The sequence below is a fragment of the Dactylosporangium aurantiacum genome (assembly GCF_000716715.1).
Taxonomy (GTDB): Bacteria; Actinomycetota; Actinomycetes; order Mycobacteriales; family Micromonosporaceae; genus Dactylosporangium; species Dactylosporangium aurantiacum.
This window is the reverse complement of sequence record NZ_JNYJ01000004.1, coordinates 229654-246498: the sequence shown is the minus strand read 5'-3', so window position 1 is coordinate 246498 and position 16845 is coordinate 229654. Positions and strand designations below refer to the sequence as shown.

21 protein-coding genes and 1 pseudogene are annotated in these 16845 nt (G+C 68.0%); all 22 read left to right on the top strand.

All coding sequences use genetic code 11. From position 1 onward, the window contains the following. Positions 1-56 precede the first annotated feature (56 nt). Complete coding sequence (locus tag OP18_RS05870; protein ID WP_033357673.1) at positions 57-3944, top strand: DNA-directed RNA polymerase subunit beta'; 3888 nt, start codon at positions 57-59, stop codon at positions 3942-3944. A gap of 76 nt (positions 3945-4020) precedes the next feature. Then, positions 4021-4356 (top strand): hypothetical protein, encoded by a 336-nt coding sequence (locus tag OP18_RS05865; protein ID WP_245635264.1) that lies wholly within the window; start codon positions 4021-4023, stop codon positions 4354-4356. 1 nt (position 4357) lies between these two features. Next, positions 4358-4792 carry a DUF4190 domain-containing protein gene (locus OP18_RS05860; RefSeq protein WP_052386276.1) on the top strand — a complete coding sequence of 145 codons (435 nt, stop codon included), beginning with the start codon at positions 4358-4360 and terminating at the stop codon, positions 4790-4792. Positions 4793-5186: 394 nt separating this feature from the next. Then, positions 5187-5561, top strand: a complete 375-nt coding sequence (gene rpsL / locus OP18_RS05855; protein WP_033357671.1) for a 30S ribosomal protein S12 — start codon at positions 5187-5189, stop codon at positions 5559-5561. 1 nt (position 5562) lies between these two features. Beyond that, the gene (gene rpsG, locus OP18_RS05850) at positions 5563-6033 is read left to right on the top strand and encodes a 30S ribosomal protein S7 (protein ID WP_033357670.1); all 471 of its coding nucleotides are present in this window, start codon (positions 5563-5565) and stop codon (positions 6031-6033) included. 46 nt (positions 6034-6079) lie between these two features. After that, complete coding sequence (gene fusA, locus OP18_RS05845; protein ID WP_033357669.1) at positions 6080-8179, top strand: elongation factor G; 2100 nt, start codon at positions 6080-6082, stop codon at positions 8177-8179. 129 nt (positions 8180-8308) lie between these two features. Further along, positions 8309-9502 carry an elongation factor Tu gene (gene tuf, locus OP18_RS05840; protein WP_033357668.1) on the top strand — a complete coding sequence of 398 codons (1194 nt, stop codon included), beginning with the start codon at positions 8309-8311 and terminating at the stop codon, positions 9500-9502. Positions 9503-9841: 339 nt separating this feature from the next. Beyond that, complete coding sequence (gene rpsJ, locus OP18_RS05835; RefSeq protein WP_018347762.1) at positions 9842-10150, top strand: 30S ribosomal protein S10; 309 nt, start codon at positions 9842-9844, stop codon at positions 10148-10150. Between the two features lie 11 nt (positions 10151-10161). Next, the gene (gene rplC / locus OP18_RS05830) at positions 10162-10833 is read left to right on the top strand and encodes a 50S ribosomal protein L3 (protein ID WP_033357667.1); all 672 of its coding nucleotides are present in this window, start codon (positions 10162-10164) and stop codon (positions 10831-10833) included. Next, positions 10830-11492 carry a 50S ribosomal protein L4 gene (rplD, locus tag OP18_RS05825; RefSeq protein ID WP_033357666.1) on the top strand — a complete coding sequence of 221 codons (663 nt, stop codon included), beginning with the start codon at positions 10830-10832 and terminating at the stop codon, positions 11490-11492. Before rplC ends, rplD begins: the two co-directional genes overlap by 4 nt. 2 nt (positions 11493-11494) lie before the next feature. Beyond that, positions 11495-11797: a 50S ribosomal protein L23 gene (gene rplW, locus OP18_RS05820; protein ID WP_033357665.1), complete on the top strand. Its 303-nt coding sequence runs from the start codon at positions 11495-11497 to the stop codon at positions 11795-11797. Positions 11798-11809: 12 nt separating this feature from the next. Beyond that, positions 11810-12649, top strand: a complete 840-nt coding sequence (gene rplB, locus OP18_RS05815) for a 50S ribosomal protein L2 (RefSeq protein WP_033357664.1) — start codon at positions 11810-11812, stop codon at positions 12647-12649. A 12-nt stretch (positions 12650-12661) separates the two neighbouring features. After that, positions 12662-12943, top strand: coding sequence for a 30S ribosomal protein S19 (gene rpsS, locus OP18_RS05810; protein WP_033357663.1), 282 nt, complete (start codon positions 12662-12664; stop codon positions 12941-12943). Between the two features lie 26 nt (positions 12944-12969). Beyond that, positions 12970-13419: pseudogene (rplV, locus tag OP18_RS05805) on the top strand (50S ribosomal protein L22); the annotation flags it as partial. A 95-nt stretch (positions 13420-13514) separates the two neighbouring features. Beyond that, positions 13515-14360 (top strand): 30S ribosomal protein S3, encoded by an 846-nt coding sequence (gene rpsC / locus OP18_RS05800; RefSeq protein WP_033357661.1) that lies wholly within the window; start codon positions 13515-13517, stop codon positions 14358-14360. Between the two features lie 3 nt (positions 14361-14363). Next, positions 14364-14789, top strand: coding sequence for a 50S ribosomal protein L16 (gene rplP, locus OP18_RS05795; protein ID WP_033357660.1), 426 nt, complete (start codon positions 14364-14366; stop codon positions 14787-14789). Then, a complete protein-coding gene (gene rpmC, locus OP18_RS05790; RefSeq protein ID WP_033357659.1) occupies positions 14789-15028 on the top strand; it encodes a 50S ribosomal protein L29 in 240 nt (79 codons plus the stop codon). Before rplP ends, rpmC begins: the two co-directional genes overlap by 1 nt. A 2-nt stretch (positions 15029-15030) precedes the next feature. After that, the gene (gene rpsQ, locus OP18_RS05785) at positions 15031-15312 is read left to right on the top strand and encodes a 30S ribosomal protein S17 (RefSeq protein ID WP_033357658.1); all 282 of its coding nucleotides are present in this window, start codon (positions 15031-15033) and stop codon (positions 15310-15312) included. A gap of 76 nt (positions 15313-15388) precedes the next feature. Beyond that, positions 15389-15757, top strand: coding sequence for a 50S ribosomal protein L14 (rplN, locus tag OP18_RS05780; protein ID WP_033357657.1), 369 nt, complete (start codon positions 15389-15391; stop codon positions 15755-15757). A gap of 2 nt (positions 15758-15759) precedes the next feature. Continuing rightward, positions 15760-16074, top strand: a complete 315-nt coding sequence (gene rplX / locus OP18_RS05775; protein WP_033357656.1) for a 50S ribosomal protein L24 — start codon at positions 15760-15762, stop codon at positions 16072-16074. After that, entirely contained in the window at positions 16074-16637 is a 564-nt protein-coding gene (gene rplE, locus OP18_RS05770) for a 50S ribosomal protein L5 (RefSeq protein ID WP_033357655.1), read from the top strand. Before rplX ends, rplE begins: the two co-directional genes overlap by 1 nt. Positions 16638-16649: 12 nt before the next feature. Next, the gene (locus OP18_RS05765) at positions 16650-16835 is read left to right on the top strand and encodes a type Z 30S ribosomal protein S14 (protein WP_033342853.1); all 186 of its coding nucleotides are present in this window, start codon (positions 16650-16652) and stop codon (positions 16833-16835) included. Positions 16836-16845 lie beyond the last annotated feature (10 nt).

The following is a 16845-nucleotide window of genomic DNA, read 5'->3' as shown; positions in this document are numbered from 1 at the left end:
GCCCGCCCACGACCTAGCAATTACCCGAGCAACTGAATCGTGAGGACATAGACGAAGTGCTCGACGTCAACTACTTCGACGAACTGCGCATCGGTCTGGCCACTGCCGACGACATCCGCCAGTGGTCGCACGGCGAGGTCAAGAAGCCCGAGACGATCAACTACCGCACCCTGAAGCCGGAGAAGGACGGGCTCTTCTGCGAGAAGATCTTCGGTCCGACCCGGGACTGGGAGTGCTACTGCGGCAAGTACAAGCGGGTCCGGTTCAAGGGCATCATCTGTGAGCGCTGCGGCGTCGAGGTGACCCGGGCCAAGGTCCGCCGTGAGCGCATGGGTCACATCGAGCTGGCCGCCCCGGTCACGCACATCTGGTACTTCAAGGGTGTGCCCAGCCGGCTCGGCTACCTGCTCGACCTGGCGCCGAAGGATCTCGAGAAGATCATCTACTTCGCGTCGTACGTGATCACCAGCGTCGACAAGGAGGCCCGCCACCGCGACCTCGCCACCCTCGAGAACGAGGTGTCGGCGGAGAAGCGGCAGGCGGAGAACGCCCGCGACTCGGAGATCGAGAAGCGCGCCGCGAAGCTGGAGCAGGACCTCGCCGAGCTCGAGGCCGAGGGCGCGAAGGCCGACGTGCGCCGCAAGGTCAAGGAGTCCGGCGAGCGCGAGATGCGCCAGATGCGTGACCGCGCGCAGCGTGAGATCGACCGTCTCGACGAGGTCATGGACACGTTCCGCAAGCTGGACCGCAAGAACCTCATCACCGACGAGCTGCTCTACCGCGAGCTGCGCGACCGGTTCGGTGAGTACTTCACCGGCGCCATGGGTGCCGAGGCGATCAAGGCGCTGCTGGAGAACCTGGACCTCGACGAGGAGGCCGAGTCGCTGCGCGAGACCATCCGCAGCGGCAAGGGCCAGCGCAAGATCCGGGCCCTCAAGCGCCTCAAGGTCGTCGCGGCGTTCCTCAACACCGCCAACTCGCCGCTGGGCATGGTGCTGGACTGCGTCCCGGTCATCCCGCCGGACCTGCGCCCGATGGTGCAGCTCGACGGTGGCCGGTTCGCCACCAGCGACCTCAACGACCTGTACCGGCGCGTGATCAACCGCAACAACCGGCTCAAGCGCCTGATCGACCTGGGTGCCCCGGAGATCATCGTCAACAACGAGAAGCGGATGCTGCAGGAGGCCGTCGACGCGCTGTTCGACAACGGCCGCCGCGGTCGTCCCGTCACCGGCCCGGGCAACCGGCCGCTGAAGTCGCTGTCCGACATGCTCAAGGGCAAGCAGGGCCGCTTCCGGCAGAACCTGCTCGGCAAGCGCGTCGACTACTCCGGCCGTTCGGTCATCGTCGTCGGCCCGCAGCTCAAGCTGCACCAGTGCGGCCTGCCGAAGCAGATGGCGCTGGAGCTGTTCAAGCCGTTCGTGATGAAGCGCCTGGTCGACCTGAACCACGCGCAGAACATCAAGTCGGCCAAGCGCATGGTCGAGCGTCAGCGCCCGGTCGTGTGGGACGTGCTGGAGGAGGTCATCGCGGAGCACCCGGTGCTGCTCAACCGCGCGCCGACCCTGCACCGCCTGGGTATCCAGGCCTTCGAGCCGCAGCTGGTCGAGGGCAAGGCCATCCAGATCCACCCGCTCGTCTGCACCGCCTTCAACGCCGACTTCGACGGCGACCAGATGGCCGTGCACGTGCCGCTGTCCGCGGAGGCGCAGGCCGAGGCCCGCATCCTCATGCTGTCCAGCAACAACATCCTCAAGCCGGCCGACGGCAAGCCGGTCACCATGCCCACCCAGGACATGGTCATCGGCCTGTACCACCTGACGCACATCCAGAGGAACCTGGTCGGCGAGGGGCGCACCTTCAGCTCCGACGCCGAGGCCCGGATGGCGTTCGACAACGGCGAGCTGCACCTGCAGGCCCCGGTGAAGATCCGGCTCAAGGACATCATCGGCGTCGACAACGGTGCGTCCGGCCCGCAGTGGGAGGCCCCCGAGGGCTGGCAGCCCGGCGACGCCGTGACGGTCGAGACCACCCTGGGCCGGGTCCTGTTCAACGAGACCCTCCCGGTGGGCTACCGCTTCGTCAACTACGAGATCCGCAAGGGTCAGCTGTCGGCGATCGTCAACGACCTGGCCGAGCGCTTCCCGAAGGTCTCCCTCGCGGCGACCCTCGACGCGCTCAAGCTGGCCGGCTTCCACTGGGCCACCTGGTCCGGCGTCACCATCGGCATGGAGGACGTCATCCAGCCGCCTCGCAAGCGCGAGATCCTCGAGCGCTACGAGAAGGAGGCCGAGCGGATCGACAAGCAGTACCAGCGCGGTCTCATGACGGCCGAGGAGCGCCGCGGCGAGCTCATCGAGATCTGGACCAAGGCGACCGGCGAGGTCGCCAAGGAGATGGAAAGCGCGCTGCCGCAGGAGAACCCGCTGTGGAAGATGATCAACTCGGGTGCCCGCGGTAACCTGCTCCAGCTCCGCCAGATCGCCGCGATCCGTGGCCTGGTGGCCAACCCGAAGGGCGAGATCATCCCGCGGCCGATCAAGGCCAGCTACCGGGAGGGTCTGTCCGTGCTGGAGTACTTCATCTCCACGCACGGCGCGCGCAAGGGTCTGGCCGACACCGCGCTGCGGACCGCCGACTCGGGTTACCTGACCCGTCGTCTGGTGGACGTGTCGCAGGACGTCATCATCCGCGAGGAGGACTGCGGCACCGACCGCGCCATCCCGATGGCGGTCGGCGAGCTGCACGACGGCGTCATGCGCATCCACCAGCACGCGGAGACGGGCGTGCACGCGCGCACCCTGGCCGACGACGTCCGCGACAAGGACGGCAAGCTCGTCGCCGAGCGCGGCACGGACATCAACTCGATCGTGGTCGACAAGCTGGTCGCCGCCGGGACCGAGACCGTCCGCGTCCGCAGCGTGCTCACCTGCGAGTCGAAGCTGGGCGTCTGCGGCGCCTGCTACGGCCGGTCGCTGCCCACGGGCAAGACCGTCGACGTCGGCGAGGCGGTCGGCATCATCGCCGCCCAGTCGATCGGTGAGCCGGGCACGCAGCTGACGATGCGTACCTTCCACACCGGTGGTGTCGCGGGTGAGGACATCACCCAGGGTCTGCCCCGTGTGCAGGAGATCTTCGAGGCCCGCGTGCCGAAGGGTAAGGCGCCCATCGCCGACACCCCCGGCCGCGTGCGGATCGAGGACGGCGAGCGGATGCGGAAGATCATCATCGTGCCGGACGACGGCAGCGAGGAGATCGTCCACGACAAGCTCAGCCGGCGCGTCAAGCTGCGCTACCAGGACGGCGAGCACGTCGAGGTCGGTGAGAAGCTCACCGAGGGCACGATCGACCCGCACGAGCTGCTGCGCATCATGGGTCCCCGGGCGGTGCAGGTGCACCTGACGTCCGAGGTCCAGGAGGTGTACCGCTCGCAGGGTGTGCTCATCCACGACAAGCACATCGAGATCATCATCCGGCAGATGCTCAAGCGGGTCACGGTCATCGACTCCGGCTCGACCGAGTTCCTGCCCGGCGTGCTGGTCGACCGTGCGCTGTTCGAGGCGGAGAACCGCCGCGTCGTCGCCGAGGGCGGCGAGCCGGCGGCGGGCCGTCCCGTGCTGATGGGTATCACCAAGGCGTCGCTGGCGACGGAGTCGTGGCTGTCCGCGGCCTCGTTCCAGGAGACGACCCGGGTGCTGACCGACGCCGCGATCCACGCGCGCAGCGACTCGCTGATCGGTCTGAAGGAGAACGTCATCATCGGTAAGCTCATCCCGGCGGGTACCGGCATCAGCAAGTACCGCAGCATCCGGGTCGAGCCGACCGAGGAGGCGAAGGCGAAGGTCTACTCGATGACCGGCTACCCGGAGGCCGACTACGGCTTCGGCCCGGCCAGCGGGCAGGCGGTCCCCCTGGACGACTTCGACCTGGGCTCCTTCCGCTAAACCGCGACGGCACCGTGCAGAGGGCGGGGACCCACGGGTTCCCGCCCTCTTGCCGTGCACCGGATAGGCTCGGGTGGTGACGTCGTCGACCCGCCATCCGCTCGACCCCGACCCGGTCCGTGCCACCAAGGCGTCGGCCGTGTTCGGGCTGGGCCTGCTGTCGGTGGTGACCGGGCCGTTCCTCGGCGGGCTCATCCCCGCGACCCTCGCCCTGCTGATGGCCCGCGAGTCGCACCGCGAGCTGGTCGCCGCCGAGGGCTTCCTGCTGGGCGCCAGGCGGCTGCGCAACGGCGTGCGGCTCGCGTGGACCGGCATCGTGCTGTCGATCGCGGCGCTGGTCGTGCTCGCGATCGTGGGCCTGCTGGCGTATGCCCGTGGCCGCGGCACCGACTTCGACCCGTTGGTGAACTGACGTGACGTACCCGTACCAGCGGCAGGCGCCGCCCCCGCACGCCCCGCAGTCCGGCATGCGGATCGACGTCGTGCAGGGCACCCCGTTCGGGGTCGCCTACCCACTCGTCCAGGGGACCCCCAGCGGCCCCGCGATCGGCAGCCTCGTCGCCGGCATCGCCTCGATCTTCGTCGGGCTCACCGTGAGCTGCCTCGGCCTGGCCGGCGCCGCGGAGGGCTGGGGCCCGGTCGCCGGCGGCGCCTTCACGGTCCTGGCGGTGTTCCTCGGCCTCGGCGCCGTCGGCCTGGGGGTCGTCGGCATGCGTCAGGTCCGCCGGTCGGGCCGGCTGGTCACCGGCCGGGGGATGGCGGTGACGGGCCTCGTCCTCGGCTCCGTGGGCGCCGGCATCGGCGTGCTGTCGCTGCTGGCCGCCTTCGTCTTCGCCGCCGCCGCGTAGCCGCCGGGCGGTCCGCCACCTCGCCGCCAGCGGCCGCGAAGCCCGTTGAGCTGCGCCGACGCCGATGATGCGACCCCGGCGATGTTCCGAACAGACACCAGGTACTCTTGGTGTGAAGAGTGTTCCTTCATGAGGCCGAGCCGTCGATTTTGACCAGCGTCCTCACGGTGGGTACTCTTTCCCCTCGTGCCCGGCTTTGCCGGGCAACTCGTGCGTGCGTCCACAACGGCCCGCCTCCGCGGGTTGAGGGTGGATGCAAACCGCGAAACCCGGTTGGCACTACCTGGACCGGGTTCGCGCGGCGGGCGACACGCCCGACCGCGGGTGCCGGTCACGCCGTGGAGACAGCGAAGAAGAAGACGTGCGGCCGCGAGGCCGAAGGGAGACAGGCCCAGTGCCTACGATCCAGCAGCTGGTCCGCAAGGGCCGCCAGGCGAAGCTGAGCAAGACCAAGACGCCGGCGCTCAAGGGCAGCCCGCAGCGGCGTGGCGTCTGCACGCGTGTGTACACCACCACGCCGAAGAAGCCGAACTCGGCGCTGCGCAAGGTGGCCCGTGTGCGACTGAGCAACGGTATCGAGGTGACGGCCTACATCCCCGGTGTCGGTCACAACCTTCAGGAGCACTCGATCGTGCTGGTCCGCGGTGGCCGTGTGAAGGACCTCCCCGGCGTCCGGTACAAGATCATCCGTGGTTCGCTGGACACCCAGGGTGTCCGCAACCGCAAGCAGGCTCGCAGCCGGTACGGCGCGAAGAAGGAGAAGAGCTGACATGCCGCGTAAAGGCCCCGCGCCGCGCCGGCCCCTGGTGGCGGACCCGGTCTACAACTCCCTGCTCGTCACCCAGTTGATCAACAAGATCCTGGTCGAGGGCAAGCGCCAGCTCGCCGAGCGCGTTGTCTACAGCGCCCTCGAGGGTTGCCGGGAGAAGTCGGGCACCGACCCCGTCGTCACGCTGAAGCGCGCGATGGACAACGTCAAGCCGACCCTCGAGGTCCGCAGCCGCCGCGTCGGTGGCGCGACCTACCAGGTGCCGGTCGAGGTCCGTCCGCCCCGGGCGACGACGCTGGGCCTGCGCTGGCTGGTCACCTACTCGCGTGCCCGTCGTGAGAAGACCATGGTGGAGCGGCTCATGAACGAGCTGCTGGACGCCAGCAACGGGCTCGGTGCTTCGGTGAAGCGCCGCGAAGACACCCACAAGATGGCGGAGTCCAACAAGGCCTTCGCGCACTACCGCTGGTAAGCGACGCTTTTCCAGCAATCCGACGAGAGCGAAGTAGGGATTCGAAGTGGCTGCCGTAGACGCTGCCCTCGCCAAGGTCCGCAACATCGGCATCATGGCGCACATCGACGCCGGTAAGACGACGACGACTGAGCGCATCCTGTTCTACACCGGTATCACGTACAAGATCGGTGAGGTCCACGAGGGCGCCGCCGTCATGGACTGGATGGAGCAGGAGCAGGAGCGGGGCATCACCATCACCTCCGCCGCCACGAAGTGCGAGTGGAAGGGCCACGTCATCCAGATCATCGACACGCCCGGCCACGTCGACTTCACGGTCGAGGTCGAGCGGTCGCTGCGGGTCCTGGACGGCGCCGTGGCGGTCTACGACGGCGTTGCCGGCGTGGAGCCGCAGACCGAGAACGTCTGGCGGCAGGCCGACAAGTACAACGTCCCGCGTATGTGCTTCGTCAACAAGCTGGACCGCACCGGGGCCGACTTCTTCCGCTGCGTGCAGATGATGGTCGAGCGGCTCAACGCCACCCCGCTGGTGCTGCAGATCCCGATCGGCCTGGAAGGCGACCACATCGGCGTCGTCGACCTGCTGGAGATGCGCGCGCTGACCTGGCGTGGCGAGACCCAGAAGGGTGAGGACTACGCCATCGAGGAGATCCCCGCGGATCTCGTCGACCAGGCGAACGAGTACCGGGACAAGCTCCTGGAGACGCTCGCGGAGACCGACGACGAGATCATGGTCCGCTACCTCGACGGCGACACGTTCGACGTCAAGGAGCTCAAGACCGCGATCCGCCGGGCGACCATCGCCGGCAAGCTCAACCCGGTCGTCTGCGGCTCGGCGTTCAAGAACAAGGGCGTCCAGCCCATGCTCGACGCCGTCGTCGACTACCTCCCCTCGCCGCTGGACATCCCGGCCGTCGAGGGCGTGGCGACCGACGGCGAGACGCCGATGCAGCGCAAGCCCTCCAACAGCGAGCCCTTCTCCGGCCTGGCCTTCAAGATCCAGACGGACAAGCACCTCGGCAAGCTCACCTACGTGCGCATCTACTCCGGCACGCTCGACTCCGGCTCCCAGGTGGTCAACTCCACCAAGGACCGCAAGGAGCGGATCGGCAAGATCTACCAGATGCACGCGAACAAGCGTGAGGAGCGGCCCAGCGCCCAGGCGGGTGACATCATCGCCGTGCAGGGTCTCAAGCAGACCACCACGGGTGACACCCTCTGCGACCCGGCCAGCCCGGTCATCCTGGAGTCGATGACGTTCCCGGAGCCGGTCATCCAGGTCGCGATCGAGCCGAAGAGCAAGGCCGACCAGGAGAAGCTGGGCACCGCCATCCAGCGCCTGGCCGAGGAGGACCCGACCTTCCGCGTCAAGAACGACGAGGAGACCGGTCAGACCATCATCGCCGGCATGGGCGAGCTGCACCTGGACATCCTGGTCGACCGCATGCGCCGGGAGTTCAGCGTCGAGGCCAACATCGGCAAGCCGCAGGTGGCCTACCGCGAGACCATCCGGGGCACCGTCGACAAGATCGACTACGTGCACAAGAAGCAGACCGGTGGCTCCGGCCAGTACGCGAAGGTCATCGTCAAGCTCGAGCCGCTCGAGATGACGGCGGACGGCCCGACGTACGAGTTCGTCAACGAGGTCTCGGGTGGCCGCATCCCGAAGGAGTTCATCCCTTCGGTGGACGCCGGCGCCCAGGACGCGATGCAGTACGGCGTCCTCGCCGGCTACCCGATGGTGGGCGTCAAGCTGACGCTGCTCGACGGGCAGTACCACGAGGTCGACTCGTCGGAAATGGCATTCAAGATCGCTGGTTCGATGGTGATGAAGGAGGCGGCCCGCAAGGCGTCTCCGGCCCTCCTCGAGCCGTTGATGGCCGTCGAGGTCACCACCCCGGAAGAGAACATGGGCGACGTGATCGGCGACCTCAACTCCCGGCGTGGCACCATCCAGGCGATGGAAGAGCGCGGCGGTGCCCGTGTCGTCCGCGCCACGGTGCCGTTGTCGGAAATGTTCGGCTACGTCGGCGACCTGCGGTCGAAGACCCAGGGCCGGGCGAGCTACTCGATGCAGTTCGACTCCTACGCCGAGGTTCCCGCGAACGTCGCCAAGGAGATCATCGCGAAGGCGACCGGGGAGTAGTTCCCGGTCCGCGGCCGCGAGGCTGCATCAGCGGGCCTGAGGCTTCAGCCGCCAGACCCAAGTCGACAGGGTGCGTCGACGCTTCAGGCGTCGACGCACCGCGAACCAGAAGTCCACAGGAGGACACCAGTGGCGAAGGCGAAGTTCGAGCGGACTAAGCCGCACGTCAACATCGGCACCATCGGTCACATCGACCACGGGAAGACGACGCTGACGGCGGCCATTACCAAGGTGCTGCACGACCGCATGCCGGACGTGAACCCCTACACCCCGTTCGACGAGATCGACAAGGCGCCGGAGGAGAAGGCCCGCGGCATCACGATCTCGATCGCGCACGTCGAGTACCAGACCGAGAACCGGCACTACGCCCACGTTGACTGCCCGGGCCACGCCGACTACATCAAGAACATGATCACCGGTGCCGCGCAGATGGACGGCGCGATCCTGGTGGTCGCCGCGACCGACGGCCCGATGCCGCAGACCCGCGAGCACGTGCTGCTGGCCCGCCAGGTCGGCGTCCCCTACATCGTGGTGGCGCTGAACAAGAGCGACATGGTCGAGGACGAGGAGCTCCTGGAGCTCGTCGAGCTCGAGGTCCGTGAGCTGCTGTCGAGCCAGGAGTTCCCGGGCGACGACGCTCCGGTCGTGCGCGTCTCGGCCCTCAAGGCCCTCGAGGGCGACCCGAAGTGGTCGGACGCCCTCATGGAGCTCATGAGCGCCGTCGACAGCGCGATCCCGCAGCCCGAGCGTGAGACCGAGAAGCCGTTCCTCATGCCCGTCGAGGACGTCTTCACGATCACCGGTCGTGGCACCGTCGTCACCGGTCGTGTCGAGCGCGGCATCCTCAAGCCGAACGAGGAGGTCGAGATCGTTGGCATCAAGGCCAAGTCGATGAAGACCACCTGCACGGCGATCGAGATGTTCCGCAAGATCCTCGACGAGGCGCGCGCCGGTGAGAACGTCGGCCTGCTCCTGCGTGGTATCAAGCGCGAGGACGTCGAGCGCGGCATGGTCGTGGTGAAGCCGGGTAGCAACACCCCGCACACCGAGTTCGAGGCGACCGTCTACATCCTCTCCAAGGAGGAGGGTGGCCGGCACACCCCGTTCTTCCAGAACTACCGTCCGCAGTTCTACTTCCGCACCACGGACGTCACCGGCGTCGTCACGCTGCCGGAAGGCACCGAGATGGTCATGCCCGGCGACAACACCGGCATGACCGTGCAGCTCATCCAGCCGATCGCCATGGAGGAGAACCTCCGCTTCGCGATCCGCGAGGGTGGCCGCACCGTCGGCGCCGGCCGTGTGACGAAGATCCTCAAGTAACGACCTGAGGCACCCCGATTTCACTTTGTCGCAAGTCATGCGGCATAATGGTCGGGTTGCGTCGCGGGGCGGTCGAGACTGCTCAATGAACAGTCTCGACCGCTTCCGCGCGGCGTCAGTCCTGTGACTGGCGCTCACCTCCGCGATCCGGGCGTGGCACGCCCTGGGGTAGGTCTCCAAGCCACCAGCGGTCCTGAGAAGGACGTCGGCGGCGGAGCCTGGCCCTTGGCCGCGACACGCCCGACCGCGGGGGTCGGACAAACCAAATAGGCGGCACCGGACCCTTCGGGGTTCCGCGAGGTCGAGAGGCCTCGCATGAGAGAGGGAACTGAAGCCACCATGGCGGGACAGAAGATCCGCATCCGGCTCAAGGCCTACGACCACGAGGTCGTCGACTCCTCGGCGCGGAAGATCGTCGAGACGGTCACGCGCACCGGGGCTCAGGTCGCTGGGCCGGTGCCGCTGCCCACTGAGATCAACCGCTACTGCGTGATCCGCTCGCCGCACAAGTACAAGGACTCGCGCGAGCACTTCGAGATGCGCACGCACAAGCGTCTGATCGACATCATCGACCCGACCCCGAAGACGGTTGACTCGCTCATGCGGCTCGACCTGCCGGCTGGTGTCGACATCGAGATCAAGCTGTAGGGACCGGACTTATGGACAGGCAAGTCAAGGGCATCCTGGGTGAGAAGCTCGGCATGACCCAGATCTGGGACAACGGCAAGGTTGTTCCGGTGACTGTGGTGCAGGCCGGCCCGTGCGTCGTGACCCAGGTGCGCACGGCTGACAACGACGGCTACTCCGCGGTCCAGCTCGCGTGGGGCCAGATCGACCCGCGCAAGGTCAACAAGCCGCGGTCGGGCCACTTCGCCAAGGCGGACGTCGCGCCCCGGCGCCACATCGTGGAGCTGCGGACCACCGACGCCGGCGAGTACACGCTCGGCCAGGAGATCACGGCCGACACCTTCACCGCGGGCCAGCGCATCGACGTGACCGGCCGCACCAAGGGCAAGGGCTACGCCGGTGTCATGAAGCGGCACGGCTTCCACGGCCTGCGTGCCAGCCACGGTGTCGAGCGCAAGCACCGCTCGCCCGGCTCCATCGGCGCCTGCGCGACCCCGGGTCGCGTCTTCAAGGGCGTCAAGATGGCCGGCCGCATGGGTGGCGCCCGCTTCACCGTGCAGAACCTCACCGTCCAGGCGGTCGAGCTGGAGCAGGGCCTGATCCTCATCAAGGGCGCGGTCCCCGGCCCGAAGGGCAGCCTCGTGCTGCTGCGCAGCGCGGCCAAGGTTGACGCGAAGTCGCAGAAGGGTGGGATCACCAAGTGACCACCGTTGACGTCAAGACGGTCGACGGCGCCACCAACGGCACCGTCGAGCTGCCGGATGACATCTTCGACGCCCAGGCCAGCATCCCGCTGATGCACCAGGTCGTCGTCGCGCAGCTGGCCGCGGCCCGCCAGGGCACGCACAAGGTCAAGACGCGGGGCGAGGTGTCCGGCGGCGGCAAGAAGCCCTACAAGCAGAAGGGCACCGGTCGTGCCCGGCAGGGCTCGATCCGCGCGCCGCAGTTCACCGGCGGTGGCGTCACGCACGGCCCCGTGCCGCGTGACTACACCCAGCGGGTGAACAAGAAGATGAAGGCCGCCGCCCTGCGTGGCGCGCTCTCCGACCGGGCCCGCGAGGGTCGCATCCACGTCGTGGAGAGCTTCATCGACGGCGACACCCCGAAGACCAAGGACGCCCTGAAGGTGCTGCGCGGCATCACCGACGCGCGCCGGGTCCTCGTGGTCCTCCCGCGCGACGACGAGGCCAACTGGCTGAGCCTGCGCAACGAGCAGTCGGTGCACCTCCTGGTCGCCGACCAGCTCAACACGCACGACGTGCTCGTCGCCGACCAGGTCATCTTCACGACCGCGGCGCTCAACGAGTTCCTCGGCGTGCCGGCTGAGACCGCCGGTGCCGACGAGACCACTGAGGAGGCCTGATCATGGCGACGATCGCCGATCCACGCGACGTGATCATCCAGCCGGTGGTCTCTGAGAAGAGCTACAGCGAGCTCAACCGCAACTGGTACACGTTCCTGGTGCACCCGGACGCGAACAAGACCGAGATCAAGATCGCGATTCAGCAGATCTTCAACGTCCGCGTCCTGTCGGTCAACACCATCAACCGCGAAGGCAAGCGCAAGCGGACCCGCACGGGTTGGGGCAAGCGCAAGGACACGAAGCGGGCGATGGTCAAGCTCGCCGAGGGTGACCGGATCGAAGCCTTCGGCGGACCGGTCAGCTGAGGGGTATAGACGATGGCTATCCGTAAATACAAGCCGACGACCCCGGGTCGTCGTGGTTCGAGCGTCGCCGACTTCGCCGAGATCACCCGATCGACGCCCGAGAAGTCGCTGCTCGTCCCGCTGCCCAGCAAGGGCGGACGCAACGTCCACGGCCGCGTCACCGCGCGCCACCAGGGCGGCGGCCACAAGCGCCAGTACCGGCTGATCGACTTCCGTCGCGCGGACAAGGACGGCATCCCCGCCAAGGTCGCGCACATCGAGTACGACCCCAACCGGACCGCGCGCATCGCGCTGCTGCACTACGCCGACGGCGAGAAGCGGTACATCATCGCGCCGAAGGACCTCAAGCAGGGCGACCGGGTCGAGGCCGGGGTCGGCGCCGACATCAAGCCGGGCAACAACCTGCCGCTGCGCAACATCCCGGTCGGCACCACTGTCCACGCGGTGGAGCTGCGCCCGGGCGGCGGTGCCAAGCTGGCCCGCTCGGCCGGCGTCGGGATCCAGCTGCTGGGCCGCGAGGGCCAGTACGCGACGCTGCGCATGCCGTCCGGTGAGATCCGGCGCGTCGAGGTCCTCTGCCGCGCCACCATCGGCGAGATCGGCAACGCCGACCAGTCGAACATCAACTGGGGCAAGGCCGGCCGTATGCGCTGGAAGGGCAAGCGCCCGACCGTCCGCGGTGTCGCGATGAACCCCATCGACCACCCGCACGGTGGTGGTGAGGGTAAGACCTCGGGTGGTCGCCACCCGGTCAACCCGAAGGGCAAGCCGGAGGGCCGCACGCGGCGCAAGGGCCAGCCGAGCGACCGTCTCATCGTCCGTAGGCGTTACGCCACCCGGAAGCGCGGCTAAGGAGCCTGAGCAATGCCTCGCAGCCTCAAGAAGGGCCCGTTCGTCGACGACCACCTGCTCAAGAAGGTGGAAGTCCAGAACGCCAAGAACTCCAAGAACGTCATCAAGACCTGGTCGCGCCGGTCGACGATCATCCCCGACATGCTCGGGCACACGATCGCCGTCCACGACGGGCGTAAGCACGTGCCCGTCTTCGTGACGGAGGCGATGGTCGGGCACAAGCTCGGCGAGTTCGCGCTGACCCGCACCTTCAAGGGTCACGAGAAGGACGACCGGAAGAGCCGCCGCCGCTAAGGCAGCCAACTAAAGGGGATTTCCCGATGTCAACAAAAGCAGCGGCGGCGCTGCCCGGTGCCCGGGCGATCGCGCGCCACGTGCGCGTGTCGCCGATGAAGGCGCGCCGTGTGGTGAACCTCGTCCGCGGCCTGCCCGCGCGTGAGGCACTCACGGTGCTGCAGTTCGCCCCGCAGTCCGCGAGCGAGCCGGTCTACAAGGTGCTCGCGAGCGCCATCGCCAACGCAGAGAACAACGAGCGGCTCGACCCGGACTCGCTCCTGGTCGCCGAGGCATACGTCGACGAGGGCCCGACGCTCAAGCGGTTCCGGCCGCGGGCGCAGGGTCGCGCGTACCGGATCCGCAAGCGCACCAGCCACATCACCATCGTGGTCGAGAGCGTTCCCGCGAGCCAGGCACGCGCGGCGAAGGCCGGCGTCGCCAAGGCGACGAAGGCCGCCAAGGCCGTCGCCGCCGAGCCGGACGAGACCGACGAGGCCACGTCGACGCCCGCGAAGAAGACCGCGGCGAAGAAGGCGCCGGCCAAGAAGGCGGCCGCCAAGCCGGCTGACGCCGAGGAAGGGACCGAGTAATGGGTCAGAAGGTTCACCCGCACGGGTTCCGGCTCGGCATCAGCACCGACTGGAAGTCCCGCTGGTACGCCGACAAGCTCTACAAGGACTACATCGCCGAGGACGTCAAGATCCGTCGGATGATGTCCAAGGGCCTCGAGCGCGCCGGCATCGCCAAGGTCGACATCGAGCGCACCCGCGACCGGGTCCGCGTGGACATCCACACGGCCCGCCCGGGCATCGTCATCGGCCGCAAGGGCGCCGAGGCCGACCGCATCCGCGCCGAGCTGGAGAAGCTCACCGGCAAGCAGGTGCAGCTCAACATCCTCGAGGTGAAGAGCCCCGAGTCGGACGCGCAGCTCGTCGCGCAGGGCGTGGCCGAGCAGCTGTCCAGCCGGGTCAGCTTCCGCCGCGCCATGCGCAAGGCGATGCAGTCGGCGATGAAGAACCCGCTGGTCAAGGGCATCCGGGTGCAGGTCTCCGGCCGCCTCGGCGGCGCCGAGATGAGCCGCACGGAGTTCTACCGTGAGGGTCGCGTGCCGCTGCACTCGCTGCGGGCCAACATCGAGTACGGCTTCTTCGAGGCGCGTACCACCTTCGGCCGCATCGGCGTGAAGGTCTGGATCTACAAGGGCGACGCCGTCCCGGGTCGCGAGGCGCCGGCCGAGGCCGCCGCTCCGCGCGGTGGCCGTCGCGAGCGCACCGACCGGCCCGAGCGGCCGCGTCGCGGGCGTTCCGGCTCCTCCGGCACGACGGCCGGCGGGACCGAGGCCGGCCGCGCCGCCGCCGCGGCCCAGGCCGCCGAGGCGACCCCCGAGTCCGCCGCGGCCGAGCAGGCACCGGCAGAGACGTCCCAGGAGGGCTGACGAATGCTGATCCCTCGTAAGCCCCCGAAGGGCTTCCGCAAGCCGCACCACCCGGACCGGCACGGCCCGGCCAAGGGCGGCACCCGTGTGGTCTTCGGCGACTTCGGTATCCAGGCTCTCGAGCCGGCGTACATCACGAACCGCCAGATCGAGTCGGCCCGTATCGCCATGACCCGGCACATCCGTCGTGGCGGCAAGGTCTGGATCACGATCTTCCCGGACCGCTCCATCACCAAGAAGCCGGCCGAGACCCGCATGGGTTCCGGCAAGGGCTCCCCCGAGTGGTGGGTGGCCAACATCAAGCCGGGCCGGATCCTGTTCGAGATGTCGTTCCCGAACGAGCAGATCGCCCGCGAGGCAATGCGCCGCGCGATCCACAAGCTTCCGCTGAAGTGCCGGATCGTCACGCGTGAAGGGGCTGATGTCTGATGGCCGCCGGAATCAAGGCGACCGAGCTGCGCGAGCTGTCCGACGAGAGCCTGGTCGAGAAGCTTCGGGAAGCGAAGGCGGAGCTGTTCAACCTCCGCGTCCAGTCGGCCACCGGCCAGCTGGACAACCACGGGCGGTTGCAGATCATCCGCAAGGACATCGCCCGGATCTACACGATCATGCGCGAGCGCGAGCTGGGTCTCTCAGTCGCGCCCGACGCTGTGGCTGAGGTGGCATGAGCATGAGCGAGCAGACGACCGAGAGCACCGAGGTGCGCGGCCGCCGCAAGGTCCGCGAGGGCCTCGTGGTCAGCGACAAGATGAACAAGACCGTCGTCGTGGCGGTCGAGGACCAGGTCAAGCACCCGCTGTACGGCAAGGTCATGCGCCGCACCAACAAGCTCAAGGCGCACGACGAGCAGAACGCCTGCGGTATCGGCGACCGGGTGCTGCTCATGGAGACCCGGCCCCTGTCCGCCACCAAGCGCTGGCGGGTCGTGGAGATCCTCGAAAAGGCCAAGTAAGGCCGTCGTTCCGCCAAGCTCGGCACCGGTTCCACCGGGCCCGGTGCCGAGAACTGGCAGACATTAGGAGACAAGCGTGATTCAGCAGGAGTCGCGGCTGCGCGTCGCCGACAACACGGGTGCCCGGGAGATCCTGTGCATCCGTGTGCTCGGTGGCTCGGGTCGCCGCTATGCAGGCATCGGCGACATCATCGTGGCCACCGTGAAGGACGCCATTCCGGGCGCCGGGGTGAAGAAGGGTGACGTGGTCAAGGCCGTCGTCGTCCGGACCACCAAGGAGCGGCGCCGGCCGGACGGGTCCTACATCCGGTTCGACGAGAACGCCGCCGTGATCATCAAGGACGGCGGTGACCCCCGTGGTACCCGCATCTTCGGCCCGGTCGGGCGTGAGCTCCGGGACAAGCGTTTCATGAAGATCATCTCGCTCGCGCCGGAGGTGTTGTAACCATGAAGGTCAAAAAGGGCGACACCGTCCTGGTCATCGCGGGCAAGGACAAGGGCACCCGGGGCAAGGTCCTCACCGCCCTCCCGCGCGAGGACAAGGTCATCGTCGAGGGCGTCAACCGCGTCAAGAAGCACACCCGCATCCGCACCACCCAGCGTGGTTCGAAGACCGGTGGCATCGTGACCCAGGAAGCCGCCATCCACGTCTCGAACGTGATGGTGATCGACTCGGACAACAAGCCGACCCGCGTCGGTGCCCGCATCGACGAGGACGGCGTCAAGACCCGCACGTCGCGTCGCTCCGGTAAGGATCTGTGATGACGACGGTCGACAAGGTGAACCCGCGCCTCAAGCAGCGCTACCGCGACGAGATCGCCGGCAAGCTGCAGGAGCAGTTCAAGTACGACAACGTGATGCAGATCCCGGGCGTCGTCAAGGTCGTCGTCAACATGGGCGTCGGCGAGGCGGCCCGCGACTCGAAGCTGATCGACGGCGCGGTCCGCGACCTGGCCACGATCACCGGTCAGAAGCCGCAGATCCGCCGCGCGACCAAGTCCATCGCGCAGTTCAAGCTGCGTGAGGGCATGCCCATCGGCGCGAAGGTCACGCTCCGCAACGACCGCATGTGGGAGTTCCTCGACCGCCTGCTGTCGATCGCGCTGCCGCGTATCCGCGACTTCCGCGGTCTGGACGGGCGCAAGCTCGACGGCAACGGCAACTACACCTTCGGTCTCACCGAGCAGTCGGTGTTCCACGAGATCGACCAGGACCGTATCGACCGGCCGCGAGGGATGGACATCACCGTGGTCACCACCGCTCGCACGGACGAGGAAGGTCGCGCGCTGCTGAAGCTGCTCGGCTTCCCGTTCCGTGAGAACTAGGAGAACTGACCGATGGCGAAGAAGGCCCTCATCCTCAAGGCCGCCGCGAAGCCCAAGTTCGCGGTCCGCGCCTACACCCGCTGCCAGCGCTGCGGCCGGCCCAAGGCCGTCTACCGGAAGTTCGGGCTGTGCCGCGTGTGCATCCGCGAGATGGCGCACCGCGGCGAGCTGCCCGGCGTTTCCAAGGCCTCCTGGTAAACCTCCTTCG